The sequence below is a fragment of the Paraburkholderia sp. BL6669N2 genome (assembly GCF_003387275.1).
GTDB lineage: Bacteria > Pseudomonadota > Gammaproteobacteria > Burkholderiales > Burkholderiaceae > Paraburkholderia.
This window is the reverse complement of sequence record NZ_QUNA01000001.1, coordinates 3,083,426-3,106,253: the sequence shown is the minus strand read 5'-3', so window position 1 is coordinate 3,106,253 and position 22,828 is coordinate 3,083,426. Positions and strand designations below refer to the sequence as shown.

21 protein-coding genes are annotated in these 22,828 nt (G+C 62.6%); 6 read left to right on the top strand and 15 right to left on the bottom strand.

Going from position 1 to position 22,828, the window contains the following annotated elements:
• The first annotated feature begins 270 nt into the window (after positions 1 to 270).
• The gene (locus tag B0G80_RS14040) at positions 271 to 1,866 is read left to right on the top strand and encodes an APC family permease (RefSeq protein WP_116118391.1); all 1,596 of its coding nucleotides are present in this window, start codon (positions 271 to 273) and stop codon (positions 1,864 to 1,866) included.
• Positions 1,867 to 1,954: 88 nt separating this feature from the next.
• Here B0G80_RS14040 and B0G80_RS14035 read toward each other — a convergent pair whose 3' ends face one another.
• From B0G80_RS14035 to B0G80_RS14005, 7 genes are all read right to left on the bottom strand, one after another.
• The gene (locus B0G80_RS14035) at positions 1,955 to 2,740 is read right to left on the bottom strand and encodes a class III extradiol ring-cleavage dioxygenase (protein ID WP_116118390.1); all 786 of its coding nucleotides are present in this window, start codon (positions 2,738 to 2,740) and stop codon (positions 1,955 to 1,957) included.
• 158 nt (positions 2,741 to 2,898) lie between these two features.
• Complete coding sequence (locus B0G80_RS14030) at positions 2,899 to 3,498, bottom strand: UbiX family flavin prenyltransferase (RefSeq protein ID WP_116118389.1); 600 nt, start codon at positions 3,496 to 3,498, stop codon at positions 2,899 to 2,901.
• Between the two features lie 42 nt (positions 3,499 to 3,540).
• Entirely contained in the window at positions 3,541 to 3,852 is a 312-nt protein-coding gene (gene grxD / locus B0G80_RS14025; RefSeq protein WP_012434475.1) for a Grx4 family monothiol glutaredoxin, read from the bottom strand.
• A 118-nt stretch (positions 3,853 to 3,970) separates the two neighbouring features.
• Positions 3,971 to 4,831 carry a peptide chain release factor N(5)-glutamine methyltransferase gene (prmC, locus tag B0G80_RS14020; protein ID WP_116118388.1) on the bottom strand — a complete coding sequence of 287 codons (861 nt, stop codon included), beginning with the start codon at positions 4,829 to 4,831 and terminating at the stop codon, positions 3,971 to 3,973.
• A 7-nt stretch (positions 4,832 to 4,838) separates the two neighbouring features.
• The gene (gene prfA, locus B0G80_RS14015; RefSeq protein ID WP_116118387.1) at positions 4,839 to 5,921 is read right to left on the bottom strand and encodes a peptide chain release factor 1; all 1,083 of its coding nucleotides are present in this window, start codon (positions 5,919 to 5,921) and stop codon (positions 4,839 to 4,841) included.
• A 124-nt stretch (positions 5,922 to 6,045) separates the two neighbouring features.
• Positions 6,046 to 7,332 carry a glutamyl-tRNA reductase gene (gene hemA / locus B0G80_RS14010; RefSeq protein WP_106284222.1) on the bottom strand — a complete coding sequence of 429 codons (1,287 nt, stop codon included), beginning with the start codon at positions 7,330 to 7,332 and terminating at the stop codon, positions 6,046 to 6,048.
• A gap of 63 nt (positions 7,333 to 7,395) precedes the next feature.
• Entirely contained in the window at positions 7,396 to 8,106 is a 711-nt protein-coding gene (locus B0G80_RS14005) for a response regulator transcription factor (RefSeq protein ID WP_116118386.1), read from the bottom strand.
• Positions 8,107 to 8,310: 204 nt separating this feature from the next.
• Between B0G80_RS14005 and B0G80_RS14000 the strand changes: the two genes are divergently transcribed.
• The 3 genes from B0G80_RS14000 to B0G80_RS13990 are packed head-to-tail and all read left to right on the top strand — an operon-like array spanning position 8,311 to position 11,054.
• The gene (locus B0G80_RS14000) at positions 8,311 to 8,565 is read left to right on the top strand and encodes a hypothetical protein (RefSeq protein ID WP_106284224.1); all 255 of its coding nucleotides are present in this window, start codon (positions 8,311 to 8,313) and stop codon (positions 8,563 to 8,565) included.
• Between the two features lie 19 nt (positions 8,566 to 8,584).
• Positions 8,585 to 10,399: an aminopeptidase P family protein gene (locus tag B0G80_RS13995; RefSeq protein ID WP_116118385.1), complete on the top strand. Its 1,815-nt coding sequence runs from the start codon at positions 8,585 to 8,587 to the stop codon at positions 10,397 to 10,399.
• A gap of 31 nt (positions 10,400 to 10,430) precedes the next feature.
• Positions 10,431 to 11,054: an HAD family hydrolase gene (locus tag B0G80_RS13990; RefSeq protein ID WP_116118384.1), complete on the top strand. Its 624-nt coding sequence runs from the start codon at positions 10,431 to 10,433 to the stop codon at positions 11,052 to 11,054.
• Between the two features lie 21 nt (positions 11,055 to 11,075).
• On the opposite strand, the gene B0G80_RS13985 is transcribed toward B0G80_RS13990, so the two are convergent.
• From B0G80_RS13985 to ugpB, 7 genes are all read right to left on the bottom strand, one after another.
• On the bottom strand, positions 11,076 to 12,197 hold the full coding sequence (locus tag B0G80_RS13985; RefSeq protein ID WP_116118383.1) for a DUF748 domain-containing protein: 1,122 nt from the start codon (positions 12,195 to 12,197) through the stop codon (positions 11,076 to 11,078).
• A 307-nt stretch (positions 12,198 to 12,504) separates the two neighbouring features.
• On the bottom strand, positions 12,505 to 14,169 hold the full coding sequence (gene ettA, locus B0G80_RS13980) for an energy-dependent translational throttle protein EttA (protein WP_012434465.1): 1,665 nt from the start codon (positions 14,167 to 14,169) through the stop codon (positions 12,505 to 12,507).
• A 233-nt stretch (positions 14,170 to 14,402) separates the two neighbouring features.
• Entirely contained in the window at positions 14,403 to 14,702 is a 300-nt protein-coding gene (locus B0G80_RS13975; protein WP_116118382.1) for a DUF3761 domain-containing protein, read from the bottom strand.
• A 49-nt stretch (positions 14,703 to 14,751) separates the two neighbouring features.
• A complete protein-coding gene (locus B0G80_RS13970) occupies positions 14,752 to 15,840 on the bottom strand; it encodes a sn-glycerol-3-phosphate import ATP-binding protein UgpC (protein ID WP_116118381.1) in 1,089 nt (362 codons plus the stop codon).
• Between the two features lie 80 nt (positions 15,841 to 15,920).
• The gene (ugpE, locus tag B0G80_RS13965) at positions 15,921 to 16,766 is read right to left on the bottom strand and encodes a sn-glycerol-3-phosphate ABC transporter permease UgpE (protein ID WP_116118380.1); all 846 of its coding nucleotides are present in this window, start codon (positions 16,764 to 16,766) and stop codon (positions 15,921 to 15,923) included.
• A complete protein-coding gene (ugpA, locus tag B0G80_RS13960) occupies positions 16,763 to 17,647 on the bottom strand; it encodes a sn-glycerol-3-phosphate ABC transporter permease UgpA (RefSeq protein WP_116118379.1) in 885 nt (294 codons plus the stop codon). The genes ugpE and ugpA overlap by 4 nt, the downstream gene beginning before the upstream one ends.
• 71 nt (positions 17,648 to 17,718) lie before the next feature.
• The gene (gene ugpB, locus B0G80_RS13955) at positions 17,719 to 19,044 is read right to left on the bottom strand and encodes a sn-glycerol-3-phosphate ABC transporter substrate-binding protein UgpB (RefSeq protein WP_116118378.1); all 1,326 of its coding nucleotides are present in this window, start codon (positions 19,042 to 19,044) and stop codon (positions 17,719 to 17,721) included.
• Positions 19,045 to 19,348: 304 nt separating this feature from the next.
• On the opposite strand from ugpB, the gene B0G80_RS13950 reads away from it, so the two are divergent.
• Positions 19,349 to 20,326 (top strand): glycerophosphodiester phosphodiesterase family protein, encoded by a 978-nt coding sequence (locus tag B0G80_RS13950; RefSeq protein ID WP_116118377.1) that lies wholly within the window; start codon positions 19,349 to 19,351, stop codon positions 20,324 to 20,326.
• 95 nt (positions 20,327 to 20,421) lie between these two features.
• Here B0G80_RS13950 and ychF read toward each other — a convergent pair whose 3' ends face one another.
• Positions 20,422 to 21,516: a redox-regulated ATPase YchF gene (ychF, locus tag B0G80_RS13945; protein WP_116118376.1), complete on the bottom strand. Its 1,095-nt coding sequence runs from the start codon at positions 21,514 to 21,516 to the stop codon at positions 20,422 to 20,424.
• Between the two features lie 159 nt (positions 21,517 to 21,675).
• Between ychF and B0G80_RS13940 the strand changes: the two genes are divergently transcribed.
• Positions 21,676 to 22,827: an integrase family protein gene (locus B0G80_RS13940; RefSeq protein WP_116118375.1), complete on the top strand. Its 1,152-nt coding sequence runs from the start codon at positions 21,676 to 21,678 to the stop codon at positions 22,825 to 22,827.
• Position 22,828: the final 1 nt, after the last annotated feature.

Sequence of the window (22,828 nt, the reverse complement as noted above, 5' to 3'; positions counted from 1 at the left end):
GCGTAAAAGTTGCTTACAAAGCTTGCTATTCGTCTGAATTTTTTGCTAGGGACAACCCTTAGTTTCGATGCGGGGGCTGGGTGCAACCGTTAAACTACGCGCCTCGCGTCGGTTGCACCCGGTTTGGAATGGCCGTCGCGTACGCATGATTGTCGCCCATTTCCAGCGCCTCCAAGGCGATGTGACGCGGTGCCGACATGGTTCTGCTGCAAATTTGCATGGAGCGGAGTTGGTGCTGAAGCGCTCACTCCGGCCGACACAGGAGAAGACGTGAAAAGTTCTATACAACGGAACATCGGGCCGTTCGCGCTGATGCTGACGGGCTTAGGTTCCATCATCGGATCGGGCTGGCTTTTCGGCGCGTGGAAGGCTGCAAAAATTGCCGGCCCCGCTGCCGTTTGTGCATGGGTGATCGGCGCGGTCGTGATTCTCGCGATCGCATTGACGTACGCGGAACTCGGCGCGATGTTCCCCGAGTCCGGCGGCATGGTGCGTTATGCGCGCTACTCGCATGGTGCGCTGGTGGGGTTCATCAGCGCATGGGCCAACTGGATTGCCATTGTCTCGGTGATTCCGATCGAGGCTGAAGCGTCCATTCAATATATGAGCACGTGGCCCTATCCGTGGGCGCATGCGCTATTCGTGGATGGATCATTAACTACCAACGGCTTATTACTGTCCGCGGCGCTCGTGATCATTTACTTCATGCTGAACTACTGGGGCGTGAAACTGTTTGCGCGCGCCAATTCGGCGATCACAATCTTCAAGTTCCTGATTCCCGGCGCGACGATCCTCGGCTTGATGTTCGCGGGCTTTCACAAGGAAAACTTCGGCGAAGCGAGCACCTTCGCGCCGTACGGCTGGTCGGCGGTGCTGACGGCGGTATCGACGAGCGGCATCGTGTTCGCGTTCAACGGTTTCCAGAGCCCGATCAATCTCGCAGGTGAAGCGCGTAATCCGGCGAAGAGCGTGCCGTTCGCGGTGATCGGCTCGATCCTGCTCGCGCTGGTGATCTACGTACTGCTGCAGATCGCGTATATCGGCGCGGTGAACCCGAGCGACGTGATGAAGGGCTGGACCCACTTCAACTTCGCTTCGCCGTTCGCGGAACTCGCGATCGCGCTGAACCTGAACTGGCTGGCGATCCTGCTGTACGTTGACGCATTCGTGAGCCCGAGCGGCACCGGCACGACCTACATGGCGACCACCAGCCGCATGATCTACGCGATGGAGCGCAACAACACGATGCCGAAGATGTTCGGCAACGTGCACCCGTTCTACGGCGTGCCGCGTCAGGCAATGTGGTTCAACCTGCTGGTGTCGTTCATTTTCCTGTTCTTCTTCCGCGGCTGGAGTTCGCTCGCGGCGGTGATTTCGGTCGCGACCGTGATCTCGTACCTGACCGGCCCGATCAGCCTGATGGCCCTGCGCCGCGCGGCGACCGACCTCGAGCGTCCGCTGCATATTCCCGGCATGAAGATCATCGCGCCGTTCGCGTTCGTCTGCGCGTCGCTGATCCTGTACTGGGCGAAGTGGCCGCTGACGGGCGAAATTATTCTGCTGATGGTCGTCGCGCTGCCGGTGTACTTCTACTTCCAGGCGAAGTCCGGATTTGCCGGCTGGGGCCGTGATCTGAAGGCGGCGTGGTGGCTGGTCGCCTATCTGCCGGTGATGGCGATCCTGTCGCTGATCGGCAGCAAGCAGTTCGGCGGTCACGATCTGATCCCTTATGGCTGGGACATGCTAGTGGTTACTGCGTTTTCGCTCGCGTTCTACTACTGGGGCGTGGCGAGCGGTTATCGCTCGGAATATCTGGACGAGCGCAGCGAGCATGACGAAGTGCTCGAAGGCATCGGCGCTCATTAAGGTGTTGCGCTGAAGTCTGCGGAAAAAAACCCTCGCCGGAGTTGCTCAGGCGGGGGTTTTTCTTTTCCAAGGTGCCTATGACGTTGCGTCAGGCTGTGCCGAATACGTAGTTCGTCATGGCGAGCGAGCGCTGATAGGTTCCAAGCGACTGGACAGCCAGCGAATAATCGTCGTCCGCTGCGCCCAATGCGGCGAATACCGGCAGCAGATGCTCCTCGGTGGGATGCATCAGCACCGCATGTGGCGCTTGCCGGCGATAGTCGAGCAGCGCGTCGATATCATGCACGGCGAGTTTTTCCTCGAACCAGTCGGTAAATTCGGCGACCCGTGGATCGGCGTCCTCAGGGCGCGCGGAGAAGTCGGCGGCGCGCAGATTGTGCGTGATCTGGCCGGAGCCGATCACCATCACGCCATCGTCTTTCAGCGACCGCAGCGCCCGGCCGACTCGAAAGTGATGCGCCGCGTCCATGTGCGGCTGGATCGACAACTGGGCGACGGGTATATCGGCCTCCGGAAACATGAGCAGCATCGGGACCCACGCACCGTGATCGAGTCCGTGCGGCTGAGCGCCCGCGAGGATGCCGCTCTCGCCGAGCAACACGGCGGCGCGGCGCGCCACATCGGGCGCACCCGGGGCCGGATACTGAATTTCGTACAACTGACGCGGAAAGCCGTAGAAATCGTGAATGGTTTCCGGCGCCGTGGACGTGCTGGCCACCGGCTGGGCCGTGCCCCAATGGGCCGACAGCATCAGCACGGCTTTCGGACGCGGCAACTGGGCGCTCAGCGTACCGAATTCGGCGGACGGCAGCGACGGGTCGATCGGCAGCGTGGGCGCGCCGTGGGACAGAAAAAGCGAGGGTAAGCGGTTCATGGCAGCTACGCGGCCGCGAGGGCGCGGCGCAAAGATTGGGTTGCTACCAATATAGGGGTGTACCGCGATTTGATAAACGGGCTAAAACAGAATTGATTGTGTCGCAGATGTTGTGAATCCGTGCGTATGCACGGACATCGCCCGGCGGAGCTGACGCGTTATTCCTGCGTGCCGCGCAGCCCAGCCCACGCCGGCGACAAAGCCGGTCCGAGCGCAAACAGATCCAGCACGCGCGCCACGGTGTGATCGACCATTTCGTCGATGGAAGCGGGTTGGTTGTAGAAGGCAGGCAAAGGCGGGAAGATTACGCCGCCCATTTCAGTGACGGCCGTCATGTTGCGCAAATGCGCCAGATTGAACGGTGTTTCGCGTACGAGCAGCACGAGGCGGCGGCGCTCCTTGAGCGTGACGTCGGCGGCGCGCGTGATCAGGTTGTCCGAGAAACCGTGCGCGACGCTGGCGAGCGTCTTCATGGAGCAAGGGGCGACGACCATGCCGTCGGTGGCAAACGAGCCGGACGCGATGCTCGCGCCCACGTCGCGCACCGAATGGACGACATCCGCGAGCGGATGCACGCCTTCTTTGCTCAACTGCAGTTCGTGCTGGATATTGAGCCAGCCCGCGCTCGAAATCAGCAGATGGCTCTCGACGCCGCCCAGCCGGCGCAGCGTTTCGAGTATCCGGATGCCGTAGATGGCACCCGTCGCGCCTGTGATCGCGACGATCAGCCGGCGTGGCGCCGCAGCGCGTGTTTCCATGGCTCGCGGCGCCTAGGAGAGAAGCGGATGAACCGGAGCCGCTTAGGCCGCGGCGAACAGTTGCTGCAGTTCGCCCGATTCGTACATTTCCATCATGATGTCCGAGCCGCCGACGAATTCGCCCTTCACGTAGAGCTGCGGAATGGTCGGCCAGTTCGAGAACTGCTTGATGCCCTGGCGGACTTCGTCGTCTTCGAGCACGTTGACGGTCTTGATCTCACCGACGCCGCACGCCTTCAGAATCTGAATAGCGCGGCCCGAAAAGCCGCACATCGGGAACTGAGCGGTGCCTTTCATGAAGAGGACGACATTGTTCTCGTCGACGATTTGCTTGATGCGTTGTTGCGTATCCATGACTGACCTTGCGGTTCCGTGATGTGTAGGGAATAGGCTGAAATGATAGCGGATTTCGATACAGCCGGCCGAGCGCCGCTTTGTCCGTGCAGCGTTTGTGGATATTTGCCGATTCGCGTCAGCCGTCCAGACGCCCGCCACTGATCCGTTCGATGCCCGCCAGGTCACGCTCCGAGCGCACTTGCACGAAACCTTGTGCCGTCAACAGCGCGCGCACGGCTTCGGCCTGATCGTAGCCGTGCTCGATCCACAATACGCCGTCGGCGGCGAGCCGGGCGGGTGCGCCCGCGATGATGACGCGGATCGCGCTGAGCCCGTCGGCTTCGTCGGTGAGCGCGCCGCGCGGTTCGAAACGCAGATCGCCTTCGTCCAGATGCGGATCGCCGCTCGCGATATACGGCGGATTGCTGACGATCGCGTCAAAGCGCAACGAGGCGTCCAGCGAGTCGTACCAGTCGCTTTGCGTCAACGCCACGCCGCCGCCGGGGCGTTGCGCGTCGAGCAGGCGGGCGGCGTTGCGCGTGGCGACCGCCAGTGCTTCAGCGGAACGGTCGAGCGCCCACACTTGCGCATCGGGCCGCATCGACGCAATCGCGACGGCAATGGCGCCGGTCCCCGTGCCGAGATCCAGCACGCGCGGCCGCACGTGGTTTTCCAACGCCGTCAGCGCCGTCTCGACCAGCAATTCGGTTTCAGGGCGCGGAATCAGCACGTGCGGCGTGACTTCGAAATCCAGCCCAAAAAACTCACGCGCGCCGACCAGTTGTGCCACAGGCTCGCCGGCTATGCGCCGCGCTTCCAGCGTCTGGTAACGCTCGACGAACTGGGTGTCGAGCGCTTCGTCGCTGCGTGTAATCAGCTGCGTGGGCCGCCAGCCGAGCACGTGCGTGAGCAGGATGCGCGCTTCGAGCGGCGGCAGCGTCGAGGCGCGCAGTAGCGCGGCAGGTGTGGCGGACGTGGCAGGTTTGGCCGAACTCATGCGCGCTTCAGTCCGCGTCGCCCAGCGAGGCCAGCAATTCCGCCTGGTGCTCGCTGACGAGCGCCGCGATCAGTTCGTCGAGATCGCCGTCCATAATCGCGTCGAGGCGGTAAAGCGTCAGGTTGATACGATGATCCGTCAGTCGCCCTTGCGGGAAGTTGTACGTGCGAATCCGCTCCGAGCGGTCGCCCGAGCCGATCAGGCTCTTGCGCGTGGCGGCTTCCTTCGCCTGCTGCTCGTGCGATTGCTTGTCCTTGATGCGCGCGGCCAGCACCTTCAGCGCGCGATCCTTGTTCTTGTGCTGCGAGCGGTCGTCCTGACATTCGACGACGATCCCCGTCGGCAAGTGCGTGACGCGCACCGCGGAATCGGTCTTGTTGATGTGCTGCCCGCCCGCGCCGGACGCGCGAAACGTGTCGATCCGCAAATCAGCCGGATTGATCTCGACTTCACCGATTTCGTCCGCTTCCGGCATGACCGCGACCGTGCACGCCGACGTGTGAATGCGCCCTTGCGTTTCGGTCGCCGGCACACGTTGCACGCGGTGGCCGCCGGACTCGAACTTGAGCTTCGAATAGGCGGCTTCGCCCGCAATGCGCACGATCACTTCCTTGTAGCCGCCCAGGTCCGACTCGCTCGCCGACATCATTTCCGCTTGCCAGCGGTTGCGTTCGGCATAGCGCAGGTACATGCGCAGCAGGTCGCCCGCGAACAGCGCGGATTCGTCGCCGCCCGTGCCGGCGCGGATTTCGAGGAAGATGTTGCGGTCGTCGTTCGGATCTTTCGGCAGCAGCATTTTCTGCAACTCGGCGCCGAGCTTTTCCATGCGCTCGCGGGCGGCGCGAATTTCATCTTCGGCGAAGTCGCGCATCGACGCATCCGCCAGCAATTCCTGCGCGGTGGTTGCGTCGTTCATGGCCTGCCGCCACAGCGCGTAGTGGTCCACCACCGGTCCGAGCTCGGCGTGTTCCCGCGTGAGCTTGCGGTATTGGTCGAGATTCGAGGTGATGTCCTCGCGGCTCAACAGATCGTTCAGTTCGGCCAGCCGGGTAGTGAGCTGGTCGAGCTTGCGTTGCATGCTCGTTTTCATCGGACGGGGTATCGGAGCGGGCTCCGGCAAAGACGACGACTAGGGGAATGGGCGGATGCCCTGGTCTGAAGCACGTCGCGGGCCACTTGCGGGTAGCCCGGTCAGCGCGGCGGTGGCTGCGCCGCTAACGCTCCGTGGAACCGGAGTGTTTGTAGAAACCGCTCATGAGTTCGATGAGCGTGTCGCGGTTCTCGCTGCTCGCGCGATTGAGCGCGTGCGTAGGACCGTGGATCAGTTTATTGGTGAGCGATTGCGACAGCGCTTCGAGCACGGCGGCCGGATCTTCGCCGCGCGCGAGCATTTTCTGCGCGCGTTCGACTTCGGCGCGGCGCAGCACGTCGGCCTGCGTGTGCATATGGCGGATCACCGGCACGATGCTGCGTGCGTCCAGCCATTGCATGAAATTCTGCACGCGCGTTTCGATGATCGCTTCGGCCTGCGCGACCGCGGCTTGCCGCGACGCATTGCCTTCGCGGACGATCGCGCCGAGGTCGTCGACGGTATAGAGGAACACGTCTTCCAGTTTGCCGACTTCGGGTTCGATATCGCGCGGAACGGCCAGATCGACCATGAAAATTGGCCGGTGACGACGCGCTTTCACTGCCCGCTCGACCGCACCCAAACCGATGATCGGCAAGGTGGACGCCGTGCACGACACGATAATGTCGAACTCATGCATGCGCGAAGGCAGTTCCGACAGCGGAATGGCCCGGCCGTTGAAACGCTCGGCCAGACGCGTGCCGCGCTCGGCCGTGCGATTCGCAACGACGAGTTCACGCGGTTGCTGCGCCGCGAAGTGCGTGGCGCACAGCTCGATCATTTCGCCCGCGCCGATGAACAGCACGCGCTGGTTCGAGACCTTGTCGAAAATCCGCTGGGCGAGGCGCACCGCGGCGGCCGCCATGGAAACCGACTGAGCGCCGATTTCGGTCGTGCTACGCACTTCCTTCGCCACGGCGAAGGTGCGCTGGAACAACTGGTTCAGATAGGTGCCGAGCGCGCCCGCTTCGGACGCGGTACGCACCGCGTCCTTCATTTGTCCGACGATTTGCGTCTCACCCAGCACCATCGAATCCAGCCCGGAAGCGACGCGAAACGCATGGCGCACGGCTTCCGACTGCGGCAGCGCATAGACATGCGGCGCGAGCTGCTCGATGGGCAGGTTGTGGTACTTGGAGAGCCACTGGATTGCGGCTTCGCGCGCCGCCTGGTCGTCGGTCGCGCAGTAGAGTTCGGTGCGATTGCAGGTGGAGAGAATGGCCGCTTCAGGCGCCGTGCGGGCCGACGGGCCGAGCCATATGCTCTTGAAGGTGTCCAGAGCAGGCTTGATCTGTTCGAGCGGAAACGCCACGCGTTCGCGCAAGGCGACAGGCGCAGTGTGGTGGTTGATTCCGATCGTTAGAAGCTGCATTTGGGGGAGCTATGGTTTAGCCCAATATTATAGCGTTTCCACGATTTCCACATTGCGCGCGGCTTATTTCGCGTTTACAACGGCCTCCAGCGGGATCGCGTCCAGTTGATAGCCGAAGCCGTAAAGCGGCGTCAGGCAATAGCCGTGTTCCGGATGAAGCTGCAATTTATTGCGCACGCGCGACGCGTGCGTGTCCACAGTGCGCGACCTTACGTCGCGACGGCGCGTCCAGACGTTTTCAAGAATATGCGCTCGCGACACCGGCCGCGAGAGATTGCTGAACAGCAGCAGCGCAAGGCGGAATTCCTTCGGCGTCAGCGAAACTGTTTGCTTGCGGAATGTGACGAGAAATTGCGCCGCATCGAACGCATATTCGCCGATGATGTCGCGCCGCCGGTTGGGCGGGCGCCGCAAGCCGGCGCGGCGCAGCAGCGCGTCGACGCGGGCCAGCATCTCGGGGCCGCGGACCGGTTTGGTCAGGCAGTCGTCGGCGCCGGCGTGCAGCGCGGCGACAATCTGGCTTTCGCGCGGCGCCGACATCAGCACGATCACCGGCAACCCCGGCAGGATGGCGCGGGCTCGCGGAATGACATCTTCGGCGGAATGGTCGCCGGCCCAGCTTTCGGTGATGAGAAGGTCGAAGAATTCTTCGTTCGCGTGCTTGAGAAACGGCACGCTCGCGATGAAGTGCTGACACAGATGACCGCCGGCGAAGACCAACCGGCCGACCAGTTCAGCATGCCGCAAGTCCGGCTCGATAAGGGCAATTCGCATGACGCGCTTTCAGCGTGGCAATGACCGGGGACCAGGCTTTTCCGTAAGGCTGACAGCTTGCCTAACATCACCCCGACCCCTAAACTCAACCGCTATGCGGAAAGCGCCGTGCTGAACTTCTATAGTTAATGAGACAAAAATGCTAGCTGTGTTGGCCCCTTGCGCCCATGAGACGAATCCGAAACTGCGCGAGGCCAGCCGCTAATGGGGTGGCCCGGCCTTGTAGTGTTGGGGGCGGCGATTGGCCTCGCGGGCTGGTGGTTGCATCCGCTGCGACGCGCGAGCCGCGCCCGGTGGTGGGTGGCGCTGCTGGCCGGCGTACTGGGCGCGGCCGTCGCGCACATGGCCGGCAACGTGATTGGTCTCTTCCATGACGGCGATACGCTCGAATGGCCGGTATGCACCGGCGTCGCGTTGATCGCCGTTGCCGTGACGGTCGGCTTGCTTTCCCGTCGATGAATATTTGCAGGTGACTCCGATGAATGCCCGACTCCCCGAAACTTCCTCCATTCCCGAACGGCTTGCCACCTTGCGCAACGCAATGGCGCGCGAAGGCGTGGCCGCCTATCTGGTGCCGTCCGCCGACCCGCATCTGTCCGAGTATCTGCCTGGGCGCTGGCAAGGCCGGCAGTGGCTGTCCGGTTTCACCGGCTCGGCCGGCACGCTGGTCGTGACCGCGGACTTTGCCGGCGTCTGGACAGACAGCCGCTATTGGGAGCAGGCCAATGCGCAACTGGCCGGCACCGGCGTTCAGCTCATGAAAATGACCGGCGGCCAGCAGACCGTGCCGCATTTCGAATGGCTCGCTCAGAACGTGCCGGCTGGCGCCACGGTCGGCGTGGACGGCGCCGTGCTCGGCGTAGCGGCGGCGCGTGCCTTGAGCCAGGCTCTCAACGCGCGCGGCGTGCAGCTGCGCACCGACGTCGATCTGTTCGACGCGATCTGGCCGCAGCGTCCGTCGCTGCCGGCGGCCGCCGTGTTCGAGCACGCCGCGCCGCATGCGAGCGTCGCACGCTCGGACAAGCTCGCGCAGATTCGCCGCGCGATGGCTGACAAAGGCGCGCAATGGCACTTCATCTCCACGCTCGACGATCTCGCGTGGCTGCTGAATCTGCGCGGCGCCGACGTCAGCTACAACCCCGTGTTCGTCGCGCATGCGCTGATCGGTGTCGACCACGCGTCGCTGTTCGTCGCAGACGGCAAGGTGCCGCAGGCGCTAGCCGACGCGCTCGCGAAGGACAACATCAGCGTCGAGCCGTATGCGAAGGCGGCGGACGCACTGGCCGCGCTGCCCGCCGGCAGCACGCTGCTGATCGACCCGCGCCGCATCACGTTTGGCTCGCTGCAATCGGTGCCGTCGACGGTCACCGTGGTCGAGGCCGTCAATCCGTCCACCTTCTTCAAATCGCGCAAGACCGAGGCGGAAGCCGAGCATGTGCGCGAGACAATGGAACAGGACGGCGCGGCGCTGGCGGAATTTTTCGCGTGGTTCGAAGGCGCGCTCGGCAACGAGACGATCACCGAACTCACCATCGACGAACGTTTGACGGCGGCTCGCGCGCGCCGTCCGGGTTTCGTGTCGCTGAGCTTTGCGACGATCGCCGGCTTCAACGCGAACGGCGCGATGCCGCACTACCGCGCCACTGAGGAATCGCATTCGGTGATCGAAGGCAACGGCCTGTTGCTGATCGATTCGGGCGCGCAGTATCTGAGCGGCACGACCGACATTACGCGCGTGGTGCCGATCGGCACCCCTAGCGACGCGCAGCGGCGCGATTTCACGATCGTACTGAAGGGCACCATGGCGCTTTCGCGCGCGCAGTTCCCGCGCGGCATCCGTTCGCCAATGCTCGACGCGATCGCCCGCGCGCCGATCTGGGAAGCCGGCGCCGATTATGGCCACGGCACCGGTCACGGCGTGGGCTACTTCCTGAACGTGCACGAAGGTCCGCAAGTGATCTCGCACTACGCGCCGGCCGAACCGTGGACGGCGATGGAAGAGGGCATGATTACCTCGGTCGAACCGGGCATTTACCGTCCGGGCAAATGGGGCGTGCGAATCGAGAATCTGGTGCTGAACGTGCCGGCCGGTGAAACCGAGTTCGGCGATTTCCTCAAGTTCGAGACCTTGACGCTGTGCCCGATCGATACGCGCTGCCTCGACCTGTCGCTGCTGCGCGAGGACGAACGCGCGTGGCTGAACGCGTATCACGAGACGGTGCGCACGCGGCTGTCGCCGCATGTGTCGGGCGACGCCAAGGCGTGGCTGGAGCTGCGCACGCAACCCATCTGATCGCAATCGGAAACGAGCTTACGGAGCGTGCATGGCCATCAAGGCAGTGGTGTTCGATTTCGGCGGCGTGCTGATCGACTGGAGTCCCGAGTATCTGTATCGGGAACTGATCCCTGACGAAACCGAGCGGCGCTGGTTTCTGACCCACGTCTGTTCGATGGACTGGGTGATCCGTCAGGACGGCGGCCAGCCGATCGTCGAGGCCACCGCCGAACTGGTGGCGAAGTTTCCCGATCACGAAGCGCTGATCCGCGCGTTCTACGAGCGCTGGCACGAGATGGTGGCCGGTGTGCTGGAAGAGGGCGTGGCAATCATGGAAAAGCTCGAAGCGGCCGAAGTGCCGCTTTTCGGGCTGACCAACTGGTCGGCGGAAACCTTTCCGTATGCGTGGGAGCATTACCCGGTGCTGCGGCGCTTTCGCGACATTGTCGTGTCGGGGCGAGTGAAGATGGTGAAGCCCGATCCGGCCATTTTCGCGGCCATGCGCGAGCGGATCGAGATGCAATTGCCGGGCATCGAGCCCGCCGAACTCGTCTTCATCGACGACAACCTGAAGAATGCCGAGGCCGCGACGGCGCTCGGCTGGCATGGCGTGCATCACACCAGCGCCGCGGGAACCGAAGCGAAACTGCGCGAGCTTGGCTTGCCGGTTTAAGGCTGAGGCGTTTGCCCCAGCCTACTGGCCGAGCAGATTTTTCAACGCGTTACCCAAGCCTTTCACGGTTTCGCCTGCGCCCTTTGCCACGTCTTCGACGCTCACACCGAGCGCCTTCGCAAAACCGTTGCCGATGCGCTTTATCAGCCCCTCCTGCACCGAGAATTTCGGGTCGCGCAAATTCCCATCCAGTACGAAATGCAGCGTGATGTCGCCGTTGTGCGACTTGAGCGCGGCGACCGCAGCCTTGGTCGGAATCGACATGAACGTGTCGAGCGGATTGCCGCTGTCGGCGAGTTGCAGATTGTGAATGGTCAGTGTGCCGGGTGCGTGCAACTGATAGTTGCTCACCGTCGAGTCCACCGTCAGATCGACCGTGCCGCCTGCCACTTGCGCCTTGGCGCCGGCCTTCTTGATGAGATACGGGTCGAGCATCACGATATCGACGCCGCGCAGCTTGCTCGTAGTCTGCGAATCCTTGCTGGCAACCTTGATCCAGCCGCCGAACGACACCGTGCCCGTATGCTGCGGGCCCTTGATCGAGCCCGTGACATTGACATGGGTCGGGTCAGTGAGCGCGGGCAGGCGCAGATTATCGACGGTCGCGTTGGCATCGCTGACCGTCACCTTAAAGGGCGGCGGCCCAACTGTCATGTCGTAGAAGTGGAAGTTGCCCCGTTCGAAGCTGATGTGGTCGATCTGCTTTTCGCGTGGAATGGACGCCGCCGTGCCGCTGCCTTCGGTGTCGGATCGATTCACCGTTTCTCGTAGATTCGGCATCAGGCGAATCGCGCCGTCCTTCGTGCGCAGCACGGCGATGTCGAAGCCGCGTACCACCACGCTGCGAATATGCATGCGCCGCGCGATCAGATCGCGAATGTCGGGTGTGAGGGTGACTTCGTCCGCCCGGAGCGGATCGCCGGCCGGCCAGCCGGGCGGCGCTTTGAGAAGAACGTTGGTGAGATGAACCGAAGTGAGGCCGACCTCGATAGTTTCGGCGCTGCCCAAGGGACCGAGCGCCGCGATCACACGCTCCTTGACCTCGCGTTGCGCGAATTGCAAAGCGCCGACCGCGACGACGATCAGCACCAGCAGCACGCCGCCCGCGGCGACGGCCCAGCGCTTGCCCTTCGACATCGCCATGCTTGCCTCCTCGTCACCGCCTGTCGCGCGGTGTGGCAGTGATCGGTCTGTGCGCACGCCGGGCGGCGCGCGCTCTTAGATGTGTCTGTCCAAGGCGGAACGCGCGACACGAATTCCGCCGCGATGACGTGTATCACGCCATAGCGAGCAATGCGTGTGCCCTGCCGCTCATACGGGTGACGCCCAGGCGTGTTTGCGCCGCGAGGCAGGTTGCGCTGCGAAGTGACGCCGTTCGAGCGCCTGAGAAACGGCCATCGAAGCGGCGCACGCATCAATAAATCCGACGCGCAGGCCGCCCGATCCGGGCTTATCGCGCGATCGGCTTGTAACGCAGACGCTTCGGACGCGCAGCTTCTTCACCCAGACGCGCGCGCTTGTCCGCTTCGTATTCCTGGTAGTTGCCGTCGAAGAACGTGATTTGCGAATCGCCTTCGAACGCCAGGATGTGCGTGGCGATCCGGTCGAGGAACCAGCGATCGTGCGAGATCACCAGCACCGAGCCGGCGAACTCGAGCAAGGCGTCTTCGAGCGCGCGCAGCGTTTCGACGTCGAGGTCGTTCGACGGTTCGTCCAGCAGCAGGACGTTGCCGCCCGCGATCAGCGTTTTCGCCAGATGCAGCCGGCCGCGCTCACCGCCCGACAGGTTGCCGACGATCTTTTGCTGATCGCCACCCTTGAAGTTGAAGCGGCCGATGTACGCACGCGACGGCGTTTCGTACTTGCCGACCGTCAGCACGTCGGCGCCGCCGGAAATTTCTTCGAACACGGTCTTCGAGCCGTCGAGCGCGTCGCGGCTTTGATCCACGTACGCGAGCTTGACGGTCGGGCCTTGCACGATCTCGCCCGAGTCCGGCTGTTCGCGGCCGGTCAGCATGCGGAACAGCGTCGACTTGCCGGCGCCGTTCGGCCCGATGATGCCGACGATCGCGCCCGCCGGAATCTTGAAGCTGACGTCGTCGAGCAGCAGACGGTCGCCATACGACTTGCTGACATTCTTGAACTCGATCACTTCGTTGCCCAGACGATCGCCGACCGGGATAAAGATTTCCGAGGTTTCGTTGCGCTTCTGGTAGTCCTGGCTATTCAGTTCCTCGAAGCGAGCAATACGCGCCTTCGACTTCGCCTGACGGCCCTTCGGGTTCTGGCGCACCCACTCCAGTTCCTTCTTGATCGCCTTCTGACGCGCCGACTCCGACGATTCTTCCTGCTTCAGGCGTTCTTCCTTCTGGTCGAGCCAGCTGCTGTAGTTGCCCTTCCACGGAATGCCGTGGCCGCGGTCGAGTTCGAGAATCCACTCGGCGGCGTTGTCAAGGAAGTAGCGATCGTGAGTCACGGCGACCACGGTGCCCGGGAAGCGCGTGAGGAACTGCTCGAGCCAGTCGACCGATTCCGCGTCCAGGTGGTTGGTCGGTTCGTCGAGCAGCAGCATGTCGGGCTTTTCGAGCAACAGCTTGCACAGCGCAACGCGGCGCTTTTCGCCGCCCGACAGATGTTCGATCTTCGCGTCCCAGGCCGGCAGGCGCAGCGCGTCGGCAGCGATTTCGATCTGCTGCTCAGCGCTGCCGTCGGTGGTGGCGAGGATCGCTTCGTACTTTGCCTGTTCGGCGGCGAGCGCATCGAAGTCGGCGTCCGGCTCGGCGTAGGCCGCGTAGATTTCGTCCAGTTTCTTTTGCGCGCCGAAGACATCGCCGAGACCTTCCTCGACCGCTTCACGCACCGTCTTGTTCGGATCGAGCTGCGGTTCCTGCGGCAGATAGCCGATGTTCAGGTTCGGCATCGGCGTGGCTTCGCCTTCGATGTCTTTGTCCACACCGGCCATGATGCGGATCAGCGTCGACTTGCCCGAGCCGTTCAGGCCGAGCAGGCCGATCTTCGCGCCGGGGAAAAACGACAGCGAGATGTCTTTCAGGATTTGACGCTTGGGCGGCACGATCTTGCCGACCCGGTTCATGGTGAAGACGTATTGGGCCATTTGCTTGCAATAGACGTTGACGACGCCGGCCGCAGGGGGGCGGGCGGTCGTGGGTGGATGGGTAATCGGTGTTATGGCCGGGCGGAGCGCCCGGCGCCGGCCGGCGCGGCATGTAGCGCGGCGTCGAACTTCGCGACGCCCCGCGCGCGGGCGGGTGGTTCAGGTGGCATTGTACTTCGGCGCAAGCGCGGGGCGGCAGCGGCTACCCGTTCAGCCAGGCCCCGCTCGGGTGTTCAGAGCCAATCCGCCACGCCGCCATGGCGCGAACAGGTGCCGCTGCGATGCCGGCTGAAGCTGTAGGTGGAATCGCGGCAGCGCGCGGTTGCGCCTTCCGGCGCCTTGCCGGATAACGAGCGGGCCGGCGCGTGCACCGTACTGCCGTCGCGATTGGTGTAGGTGTTGTGGTTGCTAAGGTCTGCTTCGTCGGGCGTGGTGCCCGGCGCTACGTAAGCGAACGCGGTCGATGCGCTGAACAGCAGCGCTGCGGCAATCGCCGCGCACGAGCGCAGGCTCTTGTGGATCATGCGTGTCATTGTCTTTCTTGCGCTTGTTGTTCTGAGTTCCGACGCGCTTTGCCGCGCTTCAATTCGCGCGCCGTCCGCTCACCGGATCGAAGAAATGCAGATGCCGCGCGGGCAGCGCCACCTGCAGCGCGTCACCCGCCGCGGGCCGATGCGCGTGCGGCAGGCGTACCGTGACGTCGTGCTTGCCCCAGCGGCCGTGCGCGAGGTTGTCCGCGCCGAGCAACTCGCAGGAGTCGACGGTGAGCGTTCCGTGAGGCGCGTCCGCCTGGCCGGGGCTCATGTGCTCCGGACGAATGCCGAGCGTCCATTCGCGTCCTTTGGCAACTTCCTGGCCGATCGACGCGACGTCGGTCAGCGGCAGCTTCGGGCCATTGCCCGCCACTTCGAAAAACGCGCCGTCGTCCGATACGCGGCCTTCCAGCAGATTCATCCCCGGCGAGCCGATGAAGCTCGCGACGAATACCGTCGCAGGCCGTTCATACACCTCGGTCGGTGCGCCGATCTGCTCGGCATGGCCCTTGTTCATCACGATCACACGCTGCGCCAATGTCATCGCTTCGATCTGATCGTGCGTCACGTACAGACTCGTCGTGGCGAGCCGCGCATGCAGGCGCTGGATTTCGAGCCGCATCTGCACGCGCAGGCGCGCGTCGAGATTGGACAGGGGTTCATCAAACAAAAACACGGCCGGCTCGCGCACGATTGCGCGACCCATCGCGACGCGTTGCCGCTGGCCGCCGGACAACTCGCGCGGCTTGCGTTGCAACAGCGCTTCGAGTTCGAGAATCTGCGCGGCGGCGTCCACGCGCTTCGCAATCTGCGCGCGGTCCACGCCCGCGATCTTCAGCGCGTAGCCCATGTTTTCGGCGACGCTCATATGCGGATACAGCGCGTAGTTCTGGAACACCATCGCGATGTTGCGATCCTTCGGCTCCAGTTGATTGACTACTTTGCCGGCGATCGAAATGCTGCCTTCCGAGATGCGTTCGAGTCCCGCCACCATCCGCAGCAAGGTCGATTTGCCGCAACCCGACGGACCGACCATCACGACGAACTCGCCGTCGGCGACGTCCACGTCGATACCGTGCAGCACGAACTGTTTTCCGTCGTAGGTTTTTTTAACGCCTTGCAGGGTTAGTGCAGCCATGCCGTTTAGCCTTTCGTTGCGTGCCGCGGATTGCGGTGTTATCTATTCCAATGCATCAAGAATGCTCGCTGAAGAGCCGCTTATTTTTCCGCGTCCACCAGTCCGCGCACGAACCAGCGTTGCATCGTCAGCACGACTGCGAGCGGCGGCAGCATCGCGAGCAGCGTCGCGGTCATCACGAGATGCCATTCGGTCGCCGTGTCACCCGACGCGATCATGCTTTTGATGCCGACCACCGCCGTGGTCAGCGATTGCTGGCTCGTGATCAGAATCGGCCACAAGTATTGATTCCAGCCGTAAATAAACGTGATGACGAACAGAGCGGCCATGTTCGTTTTCGACAGCGGCAAGACGACGTCCCAGAAGAACCGCATGGCGCCGGCGCCGTCGATGCGCGCCGCTTCCATCAATTCATCCGGCAGCGTCATGAAGAACTGGCGGAACAGGAATGTCGCGGTGGCCGAGGCGATCAGCGGCAACGTCAAACCGCTATACGTATTGCTCAGATGCATCGACGACACGACTTGCACGGTCGGGAAGATCCGCACTTCGACCGGCAGCATCAGCGTGATGAAGATCAGCCAGAACGCGAGGTTGCGCAACGGAAAACGGAAGAACACGATCGCGTAGGCGGCGATCATCGAGACCGCGATTTTGCCGATCGAAATCACCAGCGCCATCACGAGGCTGTTGAACAGCATGCGGCCGAACGGCGCCGCCGCGTTGCCGCTGCCTTGCGACCAGACGGTCGCGATGTTTTCGAACAGATGCGTGCTCGGCATCAGCGAGAGCGGCACGCTGAACACTTCGTGCTCGCTCATGGTCGCCGCGCAGAATGCGACGTACACCGGAAACACCACCAGCACGACGCCAAGAATCAGCACCGCGTGGCAAAAGAGGTCGAAACCGCGGCGGTTCTCGATCACGAGTATTGAACTCTGCGTTCGATGAAGCGGAATTGCACGACCGTCAACCCAACTACGATCACCATCAGGATCACCGACTGCGCGCCGGAACTGCCGATGTCGAGCCCCTGAAAACCTTCGGCGAAGATCTTGTAGATCAGCGTGCGGGTTGCCTGCGCGGGGCCACCGCCGGTGGCCGCATCGATTACAGGGAAAGTGTCGAAGAAGGCGTACGTGATGTTGATCACCAGCAGGAAGAAACTGGTCGGCGACAGGAGCGGCAGTGCGATGCCGAAAAAGCGCCGCACCGGACCGGCGCCGTCGATCGCCGCTGCTTCGATGAGCGAGCGCGGAATCGCCTGCAAGCCCGCGTAGAAGAACAGAAAGTTATAGCTGACCTGTTTCCAGACGGACGCGAGCACCACAAGGAACATCGCCTGACCCGCGTTCAGCGCGTGATTCCACACGATGCCGTATTTGGCCAGCGCGTAGGTGACGAGGCCGATGCTCGGGTTGAACAGGAACGACCACAACACCGCCGCGATCGCGGGCGCGACGGCGTACGGCCAGATCAGCAGCGTCTGATAAGTCTTGGCGCCGCGCGTTACGCGATCCGCGCAGACCGCGAGCAGCAGCGAGATTACGAGTCCCGACACGGTGACCAGCGCGCAGAAGATCAGCGTGGTATAGAACGACGACAGGTAGAGCGGGTCGGCGAAGAGCTGCTTGAAATTGGCGAGGCCGACGAACTCGCTCGACGTGCCGAACGCATCCTGGCTTTGCGTGGATTGCCAGAGCGCCTCACCGGCCGGCCACAGAAAAAACAGCAACGTGATCGCCAGTTGCGGCGCGACGAGCAGGTAGGGCAGCAGGCTGGTGCCGAAGCTGGAGCGCTTTTCCATCGATGATTTCCAAGGTTCTGCTGCAGGCACGGGTTTCGGCGCGGGCGCGCCGAAACCCCGCCGCCGACCGCTTAGTTGCCGGCTTTCTCGAAGCGGCGCAGCAGTTCGTCGCCGCGCGACACAGCGGCGTCGAGCGCCTGTTGCGGCGTCTTCTTCTGTGCCCAGACCTGCTCGAGTTCTTCGTCGATGACCGTGCGGATCTGCGGCATGTTGCCCAGACGCAAGCCCTTGGTGTAAGGCAGAGGCGGCTTGTTGAGCATCTGCTTGATGGCGGTGTCGCTGCCTGGGTTCTTCTCGTAGAAGCCTTCCTGCTGCGTCAGTTGATACGCCGCCGTGGTGACCGGCAGATAGCCGGTGTCCTGATGCCACTTGGCCGCAACCGGCGCCGACGAAAGATACGAGAGAAATTTCGCCACGCCCTTGTACACGGCCGGATCCTTGCCCGACAGCACCCACAGGCTCGCTCCACCGATGATCGCGTTCTGCGGCGCGCCCTTCACGCTGGCGTCGTACGGCATCATGCCGGTACCGAAGTTGAACTTCGCGTACTTCTTGATCGTGGCGAGCGACCCCGACGAGTTGGTGATGATCCCGCAGTCGCCGCTATAAAACTTCGACACCGGCTCGTCCTTGCGGCCGACGTAGGTGAACGTGCCGTCCTTCTGCATGTTCTGCAGGAACTGGATATGCGCGACCTGCAGCGGCTTGTTGAATTCCAGTTGCGCGTCCGGGCCGTCGAAGCCATTGTTCTTCGACGCGAACGGTGCGCCGTGCCACGCGCTGTAGTTCTCGAGTTGAATCCAGCTCTGCCAGCCCGACGAATAACCGCACGCCATGCCGGACGCCTTCAGCTTCTGCGCGTCGGCCTGCAGTTCGGCCCAGGTTTTCGGCGGCTGGTTCGGATCGAGGCCGGCTTTCTTGAAGGCGTCCTTGTTGTAGTACAGCACCGGCGTGGAACTGTTGAACGGCATCGAGATCAGCTCGCCGGTTTTGGCGTCGCTGTAATAGCTGGCGATGGTAGGCACGAAGGCCTTCTCATCGAGCGGCACGCCGGCTTGCTTGAACACTTCCGAGACGGGGATCACCGCCTTCTTCGCCTGCATCATGGTGGCGGTGCCGACTTCGTAGACCTGCAGAATGGCCGGCGCATTGCCGCTGCGATACGCGGCGATGCCGGCGGCGAGCGTCTGATCGTAGGTGCCCTTGAAGACCGGCACGATCTTGTAGTCATTTTGCGATGCGTTGAACGCGTTGGCGATGTCGTTCAGCCGTTCGCCCAATGCGGCTTCCATGCCGTGCCAGAACTGAATTTCAGTCGCGGCATGGGCCGCCTGGCTAAGGCCGGCGCTCAATACGGCGGCAAGGGAAAGCGAACGGATTAGCGGCTTCAAACTCATCGATTTGTCTCCAGTCGGAACGGGCGCGAATGCGAATCGCGCGATTCTATTTGTGTTCGATGACAGTCCGGCGACGGTTGCCGGGCGGCGTGCGCCATTTTTGACGGGCGCCGAATGCCGCAATTTAACATCGGTGTCATAAAACGGAAACAGTCGGCGTCTGAAGGCGAAGTTTGCGCGAAGGCAAAGCCGGAGGTGCCGGCTGGACGCGGCCGTTTGAGAGAGGGCATGATGGACGCGGGTTTGAGTCGCGCGTGGCGATTCGTGTGCGTTACATCACGGTGTCCATTAATCAGGATTGCAGATGCTGGGTTACTCAGTGCGGTCGGCAACAGGTGGCTGGATGATGGCCCTCGCTTTGGCGGGGTGTGCGTTCACGCCGGTGACTAACAACGATGCCGTCGAGCAGGTGAACTCCTTGCCGGCGATCATCGCGCATCGCGGCGGCACGGGCGACGCGCCAGAGAACACGCTCGAAGCGATCCGCCTGTCGGTCGAGCATCACGCCGACGCCATGTGGCTCACCGTGCAGTTGAGCAAGGACGGCGTGCCGGTTTTGTATCGGCCGGCGGACCTGGCGGCGTTGACCGACGCGAAAGGTCCAGTGGCCGCCTACACCGCGGCCGAACTCGGTCGCGTCAATGCCGGTTGGAGCTTTCGGCGCAGCGAGGCCTATCCGTACCGCGATCATCCTGTGGGAATTCCGACGTTGCGCGAGGCGCTGCATGCCATGCCTGCGACCATGCCGGTCATCCTCGACATGAAAGCGCTGCCCGCCGGGCCGCAGACGCAAGCCGTCGTGCGTGTGCTCGATGAAGAAAAGGCGTGGCAGCGTGTGTCGATCTATTCGACCGAAGCGGATTATCAACGGAGCTTTGCCGCGTATCCGCAAGCGAAGCTGTTCGAATCGCGCGATGCGACGCGTGGGCGGCTTGTGCGGGTCTTGCTGAATCAAGGCTGCGTGGACGCGCCGGCCGAACACGCCATGACCGCTTTCGAGTTGCATCGCGCGCTGACTGTGGTGGAGAAGTTCACGCTGGGGGAAGGGCGCTCGGACGTGCAGGCTACGCTGTGGACGCCTGCAACGGTCGCTTGTTTCCGGCAGAAGCCGGACGTGCGGATCGTCGCGATTGGTGTGAACGAGGCGGACGATTACCGTATGGCGGCGTGCCTCGGCATCGATGCGGTGCTCGCGGATTCGCCGGAGAAAATGGCGGCCATCAAAGACGGCATTGCGTTGCCGTTGCGTTGTGCGCGTTCCAAGGCAAGTAGTGAGCGATAAAAAAGCCCGCTTCGATGAACGGGCTCTCTTGAAGTCACTTGCTGCGGGTGGCGGCGCTCACATTTGCATGCATCGCCGCACGCCAAAGCTGAAGCTCAGACGTTGAACAGGAAGTTCATCACGTCGCCATCATGCACGACGTATTCCTTGCCTTCCGCGCGCATCTTGCCCGCTTCCTTCGCGCCTTGCTCACCCTTATAGGTGATGTAGTCGTTGTACGCGATAGTCTGCGCGCGAATGAAGCCGCGCTCGAAGTCCGTGTGAATCGCGCCCGCAGCCTGCGGCGCCGTATCGCCGATATGGATCGTCCATGCGCGCACTTCCTTCACGCCCGCCGTGAAGTAGGTGTGCAGGCCCAGCAACTTAAAGCCGGCGCGGATCACGCGGTTCAGGCCCGGCTCTTCCATGCCCATGTCGGCGAGGAACACTTCCATGTCGGCTTCGTCGAGGTCGGCGATTTCCGCTTCGATCGCGGCGCACACGGCGACAACCGGCGCATTTTCCGCTGCCGCGTGCTTCGCGACTGCGTCCAGATGCGGATTGTTCTCGAAGCCGTCTTCCTTCACGTTGGCCACGTACATGGTCGGCTTGGCGGTGATCAGGCAGAACGGCTTGAGCGTGGCCTTTTCTTCGTCCGACAAGTCAAGCGCCCGGACCGGCTTGGCCTGGTCGAGCTGCGCGCGCACCTTCTCCAGCACGGCCGCGTTCTTGATGGCTTCCTTGTCGTTACCCGACTTGGCCGCCTTCGAATAGCGCGCCAGCGCCTTTTCGACGGTCGCGAGGTCGGCCAGCGCCAGTTCGGTGTTGATCACTTCGATATCCGACAGCGGATCGATCTTGTTCGCGACGTGAATCACGTTCTCGTCTTCGAAGCAGCGCACCACGTGCGTGATCGCATCGGTTTCGCGGATATTGGCGAGAAACTGGTTGCCCAGACCTTCGCCCTTGCTCGCGCCCGCCACGAGACCGGCGATGTCGACGAATTCCACCACGGCCGGCAGGATGCGCTCCGGCTTGACGATTTCGGCGAGCGCCTTCAGCCGCGCGTCCGGCACCTCGACGATGCCGACGTTCGGCTCGATCGTGCAGAACGGATAGTTTTCGGCGGCAATGCCCGCCTTGGTCAGCGCGTTGAACAGGGTGGACTTGCCGACGTTAGGCAAGCCGACGATGCCGCATTTGAGGCTCATGGAAAAACCTTTTGAATCAGTTGGTTACGGCTTGTTGGTGTGTCGGTGATACCCGGCGAAAGGCCAGAATCCGACAGCCGCAGGGTGAATTCGGGGAAGCGACAAACAGCACGAATCGGGCGTTGGCTCAACGATTTTGTGCGAGTTTTGTACACGAAAATGGCAATTGTAACTCTTTCGGACGCCCTGATTCGTAAGGGATTAGGCAAGACTGGGACCACGGTGAGGGACCGGACACTATGCGGTCTTTGTCTCAGAATCGGATCGCGCACCAAGACGTTTATAGTCGCGACAAGTGTTGGTGGACGGCAGATACGGGTCACTTTAGGGCGATGGCCGCTCGTTACGGTGGATGAAGCCCGCGAATTGGCTCTGCCGATACTTCGCCGGTGCCGGTCCGGGGAATACATCGTGGTACCGGTTCGTGCTCAGTTGCCGACGCTTCGACAGGTGCTGCCGGAATACGCGAAGGCGAAGAAGGTGAAATCATCAAGCTTGGCGCGATACGAGTCCGTTCTGAAAAATCATTTCGCTGACTGGTTTGATAGACCGGTCTCGGCTCTGAAGGAACCGGCTTTCGGCGACCACTGCTACGCGTTCGCTCAGACGAAGGGCGCTGCAATAGTCGATCTGGGGCGCGGGATCGTTGGCTCGATCATCAAGTTTCTCTTCGCTGTCCACGGCCTCAGCATTGAAAACCCCTTTTTCCGCCTGAGCGCTGCGGGTCTGATGCCTGATCGACCACAACCGCGTGCGCGGAACCTGAGCGAATGCGATCTTCTCGCATGGTGGAACGGGGTCGATGGCCTTCCCGAAAAGCAGGGCGATTATCTACGCCTGATTGCGCTCACCGGCCTTCGGAAAAATGAAGGTCGTGCCGTCCGACGTTGCGATGTTGACTTCGTCGGCGGCGTGGTTGTGATCCCGGAGACGAAAGGGAAGAAGCCGCATTCGTTGCCAATTACCATGCAGATGCGGCAAATCTTGGACCGGCGTTGCGCTGGACTTGGACCCGAGCATTATCTGTTCGATGGGCTTTCAGCCGATCATGTAACGGAAATGGCGAAGCGGGCGGGAGCGCCCGAGTTCACACTCCACGATCTGAGAAAGCTTCTCGCAAGCGTCGGCGCACGGATGGAGATTGGGGACGCCGTTTTGCGGAGAATTTTGGGGCACGCGCCGAAGCGTGGCGACGTATTGCACCGACACTACGTGAGTCTTTCCGCTGCTGACGTGCTTCAGCCACTGTCGCGCATCCAAGGAGCGCTTATGCAAGGCGGGTTAAGCCCTCTTAAACACCGCTCCACCTGAC

Coding starts and splice junctions, on each gene's coding strand:
- B0G80_RS14035 (WP_116118390.1), bottom strand. CDS start 2,740: ATGAACCGCTTACCCTCGCTTTTTCTGTCCCACGGCGCGCCCACGCTG.
- B0G80_RS14030 (WP_116118389.1), bottom strand. CDS start 3,498: ATGGAAACACGCGCTGCGGCGCCACGCCGGCTGATCGTCGCGATCACA.
- grxD (WP_012434475.1), bottom strand. CDS start 3,852: ATGGATACGCAACAACGCATCAAGCAAATCGTCGACGAGAACAATGTC.
- prmC (WP_116118388.1), bottom strand. CDS start 4,831: ATGAGTTCGGCCAAACCTGCCACGTCCGCCACACCTGCCGCGCTACTG.
- prfA (WP_116118387.1), bottom strand. CDS start 5,921: ATGAAAACGAGCATGCAACGCAAGCTCGACCAGCTCACTACCCGGCTG.
- hemA (WP_106284222.1), bottom strand. CDS start 7,332: ATGCAGCTTCTAACGATCGGAATCAACCACCACACTGCGCCTGTCGCC.
- B0G80_RS14005 (WP_116118386.1), bottom strand. CDS start 8,106: ATGCGAATTGCCCTTATCGAGCCGGACTTGCGGCATGCTGAACTGGTC.
- B0G80_RS14000 (WP_106284224.1), top strand. CDS start 8,311: ATGGGGTGGCCCGGCCTTGTAGTGTTGGGGGCGGCGATTGGCCTCGCG.
- B0G80_RS13995 (WP_116118385.1), top strand. CDS start 8,585: ATGAATGCCCGACTCCCCGAAACTTCCTCCATTCCCGAACGGCTTGCC.
- B0G80_RS13990 (WP_116118384.1), top strand. CDS start 10,431: ATGGCCATCAAGGCAGTGGTGTTCGATTTCGGCGGCGTGCTGATCGAC.
- B0G80_RS13985 (WP_116118383.1), bottom strand. CDS start 12,197: ATGGCGATGTCGAAGGGCAAGCGCTGGGCCGTCGCCGCGGGCGGCGTG.
- ettA (WP_012434465.1), bottom strand. CDS start 14,169: ATGGCCCAATACGTCTTCACCATGAACCGGGTCGGCAAGATCGTGCCG.
- B0G80_RS13975 (WP_116118382.1), bottom strand. CDS start 14,702: ATGACACGCATGATCCACAAGAGCCTGCGCTCGTGCGCGGCGATTGCC.
- B0G80_RS13970 (WP_116118381.1), bottom strand. CDS start 15,840: ATGGCTGCACTAACCCTGCAAGGCGTTAAAAAAACCTACGACGGAAAA.
- ugpA (WP_116118379.1), bottom strand. CDS start 17,647: ATGGAAAAGCGCTCCAGCTTCGGCACCAGCCTGCTGCCCTACCTGCTC.
- ugpB (WP_116118378.1), bottom strand. CDS start 19,044: ATGAGTTTGAAGCCGCTAATCCGTTCGCTTTCCCTTGCCGCCGTATTG.
- B0G80_RS13950 (WP_116118377.1), top strand. CDS start 19,349: ATGCTGGGTTACTCAGTGCGGTCGGCAACAGGTGGCTGGATGATGGCC.
- ychF (WP_116118376.1), bottom strand. CDS start 21,516: ATGAGCCTCAAATGCGGCATCGTCGGCTTGCCTAACGTCGGCAAGTCC.
- B0G80_RS13940 (WP_116118375.1), top strand. CDS start 21,676: ATGGCAATTGTAACTCTTTCGGACGCCCTGATTCGTAAGGGATTAGGC.